Origin of the sequence: Streptomyces longispororuber (genome assembly GCF_024448165.1) — a bacterium.
GTDB classification, from domain to species: Bacteria; Actinomycetota; Actinomycetes; order Streptomycetales; family Streptomycetaceae; genus Streptomyces; species Streptomyces longispororuber_A.
This window is the reverse complement of record NZ_JAMOLN010000302.1, coordinates 1-9,248: the sequence shown is the minus strand read 5'-3', so window position 1 is coordinate 9,248 and position 9,248 is coordinate 1. Positions and strand designations below refer to the sequence as shown.

7 protein-coding genes and 1 pseudogene are annotated in these 9,248 nt (G+C 71.9%); 1 reads left to right on the top strand and 7 read right to left on the bottom strand.

Translation table 11 applies throughout. The features are described 5' to 3' along the window. Together M4J07_RS44480 and M4J07_RS44475 are read right to left on the bottom strand one after the other, a co-directional pair. Nucleotides 1–855, bottom strand: an 855-nt coding sequence (locus M4J07_RS44480; protein WP_255982425.1) for a glycoside hydrolase family 6 protein, incomplete at its 3' end; no start/stop codon positions are given. A gap of 71 nt (nt 856–926) precedes the next feature. After that, nucleotides 927–2,393 carry an NCS1 family nucleobase:cation symporter-1 gene (locus M4J07_RS44475; protein ID WP_255982423.1) on the bottom strand — a complete coding sequence of 489 codons (1,467 nt, stop codon included), beginning with the start codon at nt 2,391–2,393 and terminating at the stop codon, nt 927–929. 178 nt (nt 2,394–2,571) lie between these two features. Between M4J07_RS44475 and M4J07_RS44470 the strand changes: the two genes are divergently transcribed. Then, the gene (locus M4J07_RS44470) at nt 2,572–3,225 is read left to right on the top strand and encodes a GntR family transcriptional regulator (protein ID WP_255982421.1); all 654 of its coding nucleotides are present in this window, start codon (nt 2,572–2,574) and stop codon (nt 3,223–3,225) included. A gap of 29 nt (nt 3,226–3,254) precedes the next feature. Here M4J07_RS44470 and pip read toward each other — a convergent pair whose 3' ends face one another. From pip to M4J07_RS44445, 5 genes and pseudogenes are all read right to left on the bottom strand, one after another. After that, nucleotides 3,255–4,217 (bottom strand): prolyl aminopeptidase, encoded by a 963-nt coding sequence (pip, locus tag M4J07_RS44465; RefSeq protein ID WP_255982419.1) that lies wholly within the window; start codon nt 4,215–4,217, stop codon nt 3,255–3,257. Nucleotides 4,218–4,242: 25 nt separating this feature from the next. Next, entirely contained in the window at nt 4,243–5,442 is a 1,200-nt protein-coding gene (locus tag M4J07_RS44460) for a nitrate/nitrite transporter (RefSeq protein WP_255982416.1), read from the bottom strand. 9 nt (nt 5,443–5,451) lie between these two features. Further along, nucleotides 5,452–6,190 (bottom strand): annotated as a pseudogene (locus M4J07_RS44455) (uracil-DNA glycosylase). An 80-nt stretch (nt 6,191–6,270) separates the two neighbouring features. Then, nucleotides 6,271–7,806, bottom strand: a complete 1,536-nt coding sequence (locus M4J07_RS44450) for a YfcC family protein (RefSeq protein WP_255982414.1) — start codon at nt 7,804–7,806, stop codon at nt 6,271–6,273. Further along, nucleotides 7,803–9,176 carry a M20/M25/M40 family metallo-hydrolase gene (locus M4J07_RS44445; RefSeq protein ID WP_374215193.1) on the bottom strand — a complete coding sequence of 458 codons (1,374 nt, stop codon included), beginning with the start codon at nt 9,174–9,176 and terminating at the stop codon, nt 7,803–7,805. Before M4J07_RS44445 ends, M4J07_RS44450 begins: the two co-directional genes overlap by 4 nt. Between the last annotated feature and the right edge of the window lie 72 nt (nt 9,177–9,248).

Here is a 9,248-nt window from a genome sequence, read left to right as displayed (position 1 = left end):
GCGCTTCACCCACAGGTACGCGTCCACCAGCGGGTTCCCGGTCCGGGTCGTGGGGGGCGTGCCGAGGGCCCGGCCCGGCGGATTGCACCAGGCGTCGGTGCCGGAGTAGGGGCCGTTGCCGTTGCGGCTCGTGTCGATGACCATGTGTTTGCCGCCGCCGAGCGCCGCGACCAGGCGTTTGCCGTAGGCCGAAGTCTCCGCGTTCGTAAGGTAGTTGGAGACGTTCAGGGCCACTCCGGCCGCTCTCGCCACCCCGGCCGACCGCAGTGCGGCCGCGAGTTGCCCTACGTCGGGGATCCAGGTCGCGTTGCCCGCGTCGAGGTAGACGCGGGTGTGGGGGCGGGCGGCGATGCGCTGGATCGCGTAGGCGAGGAGGGCGTAGCGCTCCTTGGTGTTCGCGCCCGCGCAGCCCGCGACCGTGGACGCCACGGCGTCCGGTTCCACCACCACGTACGCGCCGCGCGAGCCGAGGCCCGCGGCGAAGGAGTCGACGTAGGCCCGGTAGGCCGCGGCGTCGCGGGCGCCGCCCGAGGAGTAGGCCCCGCAGTCGCGGTGCGGGATGTGGTAGGTGACCAGGACCGCGGTGCGGTGGGCGCGGGCCGCCGCCAGGGTGACGGAGCGGACCGTGCGGCCGGGGTTCGGGTCGTTGAGCCAGACCGCCTGGGGGCGGGTGGCGATGCGGTCGATGAGGCGGGCCTCGGCGTAGCGGTGCTGGGCGCGGTACGCGGCCGCCTGGCGGGACGCCGCCGTGTCCGGGTCGACCCAGAAGGCCACGGACGGCGCCTGGGCCGAGGGGGTCAGCGTCAGGAACGCCGCCAGCAGGGTGCCCAGGACCGGGCGTGAGGACATGACCATGCGCGGATGATGCGGGGGCGCCCGGCCGGTGCGGTGGTACGACCGGCCGGGGCGTCCACGGGTCCACTCGTTCAGCCCTCCGGGACCGGATCGGCGGAGCGCCGGCGCTCCGTCCGGCAGATCACCCCGTACAGGCCGGCGGCCACCGCCGTGCCGATGAACCAGGAGTAGGCCGCCACGGAGTCGAAGGCGGGGACGAGGGCGAGGATCACCGCCAGGGTCGCCGACGGGAGGAACGCGGCGAGCGCCTTCGGGTTCACGCCGCGCCGGTAGTAGTAGCGCGACCCCGGGCTCGCGTCGAAGAGGGCCGCGTCGTCGATGCGGCCGCGCTTCACCCAGAAGTAGTCGAGCATGATGATGCCGAAGAGCGGGCCGAGGAAGGCGCCGAGGCCGCCCAGGAAGTAGTTCACGACGTTCGGGTTCGAGTAGAGGTTCCACGGGGTGACCACCAGGGCCAGCACCGTCGAGATCGCCCCGCCCACCTTGAACGTGATCTTCTGCGGCCAGACGTTCGCCAGGTCGTAGGCCGGGGAGACGAAGTTGGCGACGATGTTGACGCCCATCGTGGCGATCGCGAAGGTCAGCGCGCCGAAGACGAGGACCCAGGTGTTGCCGATCCGCGCGACGAGCAGCGCCGGGTCGGTGATCGCCTCGCCGAAGACCTCCAGGCTGCCGGCGGTGACGACGACCGAGAGGACCACGAACGCCGTGGAGTTGATCGGCAGGCCCCAGAAGTTGCCGCGCCGCACGGTCCGGTAGTCGGGCGCGAAGCGCGAGAAGTCGCAGAAGTTGAGCATCAGCGTGCCGTACGTCGCGAGGATCAGTCCTATCGCGCCGAACCACTGCCGGAACTGCTCGCCCGTGGAGACCGGGTGCGGGGTGGTGGTCAGCGAGATCGTCCAGCCCGCCTTGGCCCAGATCCAGACGGCGAGCGCGAGCATGACGACCCAGATCGCGGGGCCGCAGAAGTCCTGGAACTTGCGGACCGATTCCATCCCCTGCGTGATGATCAGGGACTGGACGAGCCAGAGCGCGAGGAAGGACGCCCAGCCCAGGGCGTGCAGGCCCAGGAAGGAGTGGTGCGTCCACGACTCCATGCCGGGGAAGGCGGCCAGCACCATCACGTTTACCGCGACCGATGCCAGGTAGGTCTGGATTCCGTACCACATGATGGCGATGACGGCCCGGACGAGCGCAGGGATGTTGGCTCCCCAGACGCCGAAGCTGATGCGGCTGACGACGGGGAACGGGACGCCGTGGCGCTGGCCGACGCGGCCCATCGCGTTGCATCCCACGTAGATCAGGACGAACCCGATGAGCAGGGCCGTGAAGATCTGCCAGGCGTTGAGTCCGAGCACCAACAGGCCGGCGGCGAACGTGTAGTTGCCGAGGTTGTGGACGTCGGACATCCACAGGGCGAAGAGGTCGAAGACCTTCCACTTGCGTTCGCCGGCGGGGGCGAGGTCCTCGTTGACGAGGCGGGGATCGGGGGTGAAGTCGCGGCTGTTGTGCGTCTGGACGGGTTCGGCCACAGACATGGGTGAGCCTCCCAGGGACGTGCGGGGGACGAAGGCGCCCGTTCCACCGGCGCCTGTTTGGTATACCAAACAGGCGTCATCGTCCCGCCCGTGACGGCACTCGGCAATGTCGGTGCGGTTACGGCTCGGTAAAAGGCCCCCCATGCCGCGCCGCCGGCCGATCGGCGAGGATGGGCACATGACGACGGCGGAACCGCTCGGAGCGGTGCGCGAACGCGTGCTCGGCACGCTGCGGCAGGACATCATCAGCGGTCGCCTGCGGCCCGGCGACCGGCTGGTCGAGCGGGAGCTCGCCGACCGGTTCGGCGTGTCCCGGGTGCCGGTGCGCGAGGCGATCAGGGCGCTGCTCGCCGAGGGCTTCGTGACGTTCGAGACCCCGCGCAGAGCCGTGGTGCGCACCCTGACCCGGGCCGACGTCGCCGAACTCTTCGAGCTGCGCGAGGCGTTGGAGGTGTACGCGGCCGGGCTCGCCGCCGAGCGGGCCTCCCGGGACGATCTGGCGCACCTGGAGGAGCTGCTCGACCTGGCCGCCCGCGCCACCCGCGACGACGACGCCGAGGCGACCACCGACGTCAACTCCCGCTTCCACGACCGGCTGCTCGCCATGGCGGGCAACGGACTGCTGCTCACCGTGATGCAGCCGGTCGCGGGCCGGCTGCGCTGGCTGACCCGGCGCAACGAGGAGTGGCCCCAACAGCTCGCCGAGCACCGGGAGTTGTACGAGGCGGTGGCCGCCGGCGACCCGGAGCGGGCGCGGGCCGTGGCGCTGGCCCACGTCCGCACCAACTACACCTCGACCGTGCGTCACCTCTTCGGCGACGCCGAGGACTGACCGCACGCGGGTCCGGGCCAGGGCCCGCGTCAGACCGTGGCGGACCCTCCGAACCGGTCGGTGGCGGCGACCAGCAGGTCCACGATGCCGGGCGCGCCGGCGTTGTGCCCGGCGTCGTCCACGAGCATCAGCTCGGCGTCCGGCCACGCCTCGGCCAGCCGCCACGGCAGGCCGATGAGGTTCTGCATGTCCACGCTGCCCTGCACCACGACGCCCGGAAGGCCCTTGAGCAGCGGCAGGTCGCGCAGCACCGTGTCGGGCGCGTCCAGGAAGTGGTCACGGGACCAGTAGTGGGTGACGGTGCGAGCGAACCCGTAGCGGAAGCCGGGGGCCTGGTAGCGGGGCACGGAGCGGTGCGGCTGCGAGGCCATCGCGGTCTCCCAGTCGGTCCAGGCCAGCGCGGCCCGCTCGCGCACCGCGGAGTCGGGCGACTCCAGGAGCCGGTGGTACGCGGCCGCGAGGTCGCCGTCCCGCTCTGCCTCCGGCACCCCCGCCGCGAACGCGGCGAACGCCTCGGGGAACACCGTCCCGAGGCCGCGCGTCAGCAGGGCGACCTCCTCCCGGCTGCCGGTGGCCAGGCCCGTGAGGACCAGCTCGGAGACGGCGTCCCGGTGCATCTGCGCGTACCGGAGCCCGAGCGCCGAGCCGAACGAGACGCCCCACACCAGCCAGCGTTCGATGCCCAGATGGGCGCGGAGCAGCTCCAGGTCGGCTATGAGGTGCGGCAGCGTGTTCACACGCATGTCGGTGTCGTACGCGCGGGCCGACGGCGTGGAGCGGCCGGCGCCGCGCTGGTCGAGCAGGACGATCCGGTAGCGCTCGGGGTCGAAGAGGCGCCGCATGAACGGCGAGGCACCGGACCCCGGCCCCCCGTGCAGCACGACGGCGGGCTTGCCGCGCGGGTTGCCGCAGGTCTCCCAGTGGATCCGGTTGCCGTCGCCGACATCGAGGCGGCCGTGGTCGTACGGTTCGATGTCCGGGTACAGGGGCATCGCCCGAGCCTACGCGGCGAGAGCCTCAGCCCGCCTTGATGGTGCGCATCCGCCCGTAGGCGTACACGCACCCGGCGAGCGCCAGGTCGGACAGGAGCATGAAGCCGATGGAGTACGAGTCCTTGGCGCTGTAGATCGCGCCCATCACCAGCGGCGGGACGAAGCCGCCGAGGCCGCCCATCGCGCCGACGATGCCGGTCACCGAGCCCACCTGGGGCTGCGGGGTGACCTGCGAGACGAGGGCGAAGACGCTGCCGCTCGCGGTGCCCAGGCCCGCCGCCATCAGCAGGAAGCAGATGGTGCCCATCGGGTTCAGGGCCGGGTCGAACGCCTGGAGGATCGCGAACAGGGCGACCAGGGCGAGGGCCCACGCCGTGACGAGCGCCGGGTGGACCCGGTCGGAGAGCCAGCCGCCGATCGGCCGGAAGATCACGGTGACGAGCGCGAATCCGGCCGCCTTGGTGCCCGCCTCCGTGGGGCTCAGCTCGTACCAGGTCTTCAGGTACGTGGGCAGGTAGACGCCGAACGCGACGATGCCGCCGAACCCGATCGCGTACAGCGCCGACAGCTCCCAGGTGACGCGCAGCTTGCCTGCGGCGCCGAGCCGGGTGCCGAGCGAGGTCGTGGGGATCTTGCGGTCCGGGTGGTCGGTGATCAGGGCCGCGGCGAGGACCGCGTACGCGGCGAGCCCGATGGCGACGACGATGAAGGGCAGGTTCTCGCCGTGCTTGGCGATGCGCGGGGTGAAGTAGCCGGAGAGGGCGACGCCGCCCATGCCCATGCCGAAGATGCCGAGGGCGAGGCCGCGGTGGGCCGGCGGGAACCAGGAGTTCACCAGCGGGATGCCGATGGCGAAGGTGGTGCCGCCCAGGCCGAGCAGGAAGCCGACCGCGATCATCGCGCCGAAGTTGTGCCGGGCCGGGATCACCAGGAGCACGGGGATGATGGTGAGCGCCGAGATCAGCGGGAACAGCAGCTTGGCGCCGTACCGGTCGGTGAGCGCGCCGACCGGGATGCGGCCCAGCGAGCCCACGAGCACGGGGACAGCGACCAGGAACGACTGGGCGAACGAGCTGAGCTTCAGGTCCGAGCCGAAGACGCCGGCGAGCGGCGCGATCAGGTTCCAGGCCCAGAAGGTGAGCGCGAAGCCCACGGTGGCCACGACGAGGTTGCGATAGGCCGCGGCCGGCGGCTTGGTGTGCGGCGAGGTCTCCGTTGGCGTCACCCTTTCACGCTAGGAAGGGTCACCTGTCCGCTCCTGTTCTGTTGCTCCGTTCGGTGGCGTCACGGGCAGTCCCGCTTCCGTGGCCGCGCGGGCCAGCACCTCTCGCAGCATGGCCGGGGTGAGCCGTCCCGTGAAGGTGTTGCGCTGGCTGACGTGGAAGCAGCCGTGGACGCCGAGTCCACCGAGGTCGGTCCGGGTGCCGTGGGCGAAGGCCGGGCGGGGGCGGGGCACCCCCCAGCCGGCCTCGGCGAACGCGGGCAGCGCCGCCTGCCAGCCGAACGCGCCGAGCACGACGACCGAGCGCAGGGTCGGCCGCAGCAGACCCAAGCTCCCGCACGAGCCAGGAGCGGCAGGTGTCGCGCTCGGCCGGGGTCGGCTTGTTGGCGGGCGGCGCGCAGTGCACGGGTGCGGTGATGCGGACGCCGCGCAGGGTGAGGCCGTCGTCGGCGCTCACGGCGTCCGGCCGGGAGGCCAGCCCGAGGTCGTACAGGGCCCGGAAGAGGACGTCGCCCGACCGGTCGCCGGTGAACATGCGGCCCGTGCGGTTGGCGCCGTGCGCGGCGGGCGCGAGGCCGACGATCAGCAGGGCGGCGTCGGGCGGGCCGAAGCCGGGGACGGGCCTGCCCCAGTACGTCCGGTCGGCGAAGGCCGCGCGCTTGGTGCGCGCGATCTCTTCCCGCCACTCGACCAGCCGGGGGCAGGCCCGGCAGTGGGTGATCCGCTCGTCGAGTTCGCTGAGACCGTCCACCCCACCACCGTAGGGGTTAGGGCCTGTCTCCCAGATCCCTCCTGCCCTTCGGGCGGACGGAGGGATCTGGGAGACAGGCCCTAGGTGAACGCGGCCCCCAGCGCGACGAACGCGCAGATCAGGAGGAACAGGATCGCGAGGAGCGGCCAGACGAACCGCAGGTACTTGTCGTAGCCGACCTTGGCGAGGGCGACACCGCCGATGGTGACGGCGGTCGTCGGCACCCACAGGTTCATCCAGCCGCTGGCCGCCTGCCACGCGGTGACGACCACCGCGCGCGAGACGCCCGCGAAGTCGGCGAGCGGCGCGAGGATCGGCATGGCGAGGGTGGCGTGCCCGGACGTGGACGGGATGAGGAAGGCCAGCGGCAGGTTCACGACGAAGACGATGATCGCGAAGATGCCGGACGAGGTGCCCTTCACGACGCCCTCGATGGCGTGCAGGACGGTGTCCGTGATCTTCGAGTTGTTCATGATCACGGTGACACCGCGGGCGAGCAGGATGACGAGCGCGGGCGACACGAAGTCGGCGGCGCCCTGGATGATCGTCGAGCTGAGCTTCTGCTCCCCCATCCGCGCGACGATCCCGACGAGCACCGCCGCGACCAGGAACAGCGCCGCCAACTGCGGGAAGGACCAGTCGAGTTCCCAGCCGTAGGGGGTGGCGTCCGCGTCGCCGGTCAGGGCGCTCGACCAGGGCACGACCGAGAAGATCATGAAGGCGAAGACGAGGGCGGTGCCGACCAGGACCGCCTTGTGCAGACCGGAGAGTTCGGGCACCTCGGCGGCGTCCGACGCCGCCTTGTCACGGTCCTTGTCCCCCGGCAGGAACCCGGACAGCGAGCGGTCCGGGTTCTTCTGTACGCGCTTCGCGTAGCGGACGACGTACAGGACCGTCACCGCGGTCAGCACGATCCACATCACGAACCGCAGGGCGATGCCGTCGCCGAGCGAGATGTCGGCGGCCGAGGACGCGACGCCGGTCGCGAACGGGTTGACCGTGGAGCAGAGCACGCCGATGCCCGCGCCGAGGATGATCGCGCCGACCGCCGTCATCCGGTCGTAGCCGAGCGCGAGCATCAGCGGCACGATCAGACCGTAGAACCCGAGGGTCTCCTCGGCGAAGCCCTCGACGGTGCCGAGCACCGAGAAGACGACCATGACGCCCGCGATGAGCAGCGCCCCGCGGTCCCGCAGCCGGTGCGCGAGGCGGCCGATGCCGCGGTCGAGGGCGCCGGTCGCGAAGACGACGGTGATGAACGCGCCGATGGCGAGCACGAAGAGGAAGACGCCCGCGCTGCCGTACAGGTCACCGGAGTTGTCGGGCGAGACGAGGGAGGTCTTCGGGTCCTGGATGCCGTAGAGGCCGTTGACCGGGGAGAGGAAGAGGTCGTTGAGCCGGTCGACGAAGGACTGGCCGGAGCCGACGCGGTGGTAGGTGCCCTCGACGGGGGCGCCGTCACCGTTCCTGTCGTACTGCCCGGAGGGGATGAGGAAGGCGAGGAGCCAGACCGCGATCGTGACGACGGCGAGGACGGTGAGGGCGCTGGGGAAGGTGAACTTCTTCTTGCCCGGCGGCTGTTCGGGCGCCTGCTCGGGCGCTTCGGTGGTGCTCATGACCCGGCGCCCTTGAAGTCGGCGGCGTACTCGCGCACGAACGCGCACATCGCGACGACCGTGGCGCGCAGCTCGGAGAAGAGGACGCGCTCGTTCGGGGCGTGCAGGTTGCACATGCTGTCCTGGGCGCCGAACAGGAGGACCTCGGCGTCCGGGGCGGCCTGGGCGAGGCCGTTGACGAGCGGGATGGAGCCGCCGGTCGCCACGTACGACGCCTCGGTGCCCCACGCCTCCTTGAGGGCGGTGCGGGCGGCGCGGTAGGCGGGGCCGCCGGTGGACGCCTCGTAGCCGGGGCCCGTGTCGCCGGGGGTGACGGTGAGCGGGACACCGAACGGCTTGAGGGCACGCAGGTGCCGCACGAGCAGCTCCTGGGCCTCGACCGGGTCCTGCTTCGGATGGAAGCGCAGGTTCAGCTTGGCTCGGGCGTACGGGACGACGGCCGACGCGGCGCCGTCGACGGTGGGGGCGTCGATGCCGATGACGGTGATGGCGGGGCCGGACCAGAGGCGTTCGCCGAGGGTGCCGCTGCCGAGCAGTGGCAGGTCGTCGGTGACGCCGGCGAGGTCGCGGAACTCGTCCTCGGTGTAGCTGGTGCCGGTCCACTGCTCGCGCCGCAGCCCGTCGACGGCCACGTCCCCGTGGACGTCGTGGAGGGTGGCCAGGGCCTTGAGGAGGACGAGCAGCGCGTCGGGGGCGGCGCCGCCGAACTCGCCGCTGTGCCGCGGCTCCTGGAGCGTGCGGACCTCGACCGTCACCTCGGCGGCGCCGCGCAGTCCCGTGGTCAGGGTGGGGGTGCCGGGGCGGAGGTTGCCGAGGTCGGCGATGACCATGGCGTCGCAGGCGAACCGCTCGGCGTCGGTGGGCGGATAGCCGTCGAAGGGGCTGCCGTACTCCTCCTGCCCCTCGAAGACGATCTTGACGCCGACGGGCGGGCGGCCGCCGAAGACCCGCAGCATGCCGAGGTGCGCGATGACGTTGGACTTGTCGTCGGCGATGCCGCGGGCGCGCAGTCCGCCCCCACCCGCTTCCTCGACGGGTGTCGGCTCGAACGGCGGCGACCGCCACAGGCTCTCGTCGCCGGGCGGCTGCACGTCGTAGTGGGAGTAGAGCAGGACGGTGGGCGCGTCCGGGGTGGGCGGCGGGATCTCACCGAAGATCACCGGGGCCGTGTCAGGCAGGTCGATGCGCTCGATCCGCTCGACGCCCACCTCGCGCAGCAGGCCCACCAGCAGGTCGTGGGCCTCCTGGACCGGTCCGGCGGGGAAGCCGGGGAAGGCCACCGACGGGATGGCGGCCAGTCGCTCCAGATCGGACGTGAGCCCGTCCATCAGTCGGTCCACTGCGGCCTGCAGATCGTTGTCCGGGTCCATCGCGGCCATCACGTACGCGCCCCTCGCTGTCGACTACATGCGGTTTGCCCGGATTATCCGTGCTGGGCCGGG

Excerpts from the sequence above, each read along its gene's own strand:
- M4J07_RS44475 (WP_255982423.1), bottom strand. The coding sequence starts at position 2,393 with ATGTCTGTGGCCGAACCCGTCCAGACGCACAACAGCCGCGACTTCACC.
- M4J07_RS44470 (WP_255982421.1), top strand. The coding sequence starts at position 2,572 with ATGACGACGGCGGAACCGCTCGGAGCGGTGCGCGAACGCGTGCTCGGC.
- pip (WP_255982419.1), bottom strand. The coding sequence starts at position 4,217 with ATGCCCCTGTACCCGGACATCGAACCGTACGACCACGGCCGCCTCGAT.
- M4J07_RS44450 (WP_255982414.1), bottom strand. The coding sequence starts at position 7,806 with ATGAGCACCACCGAAGCGCCCGAGCAGGCGCCCGAACAGCCGCCGGGC.
- M4J07_RS44445 (WP_374215193.1), bottom strand. The coding sequence starts at position 9,176 with ATGGACCCGGACAACGATCTGCAGGCCGCAGTGGACCGACTGATGGAC.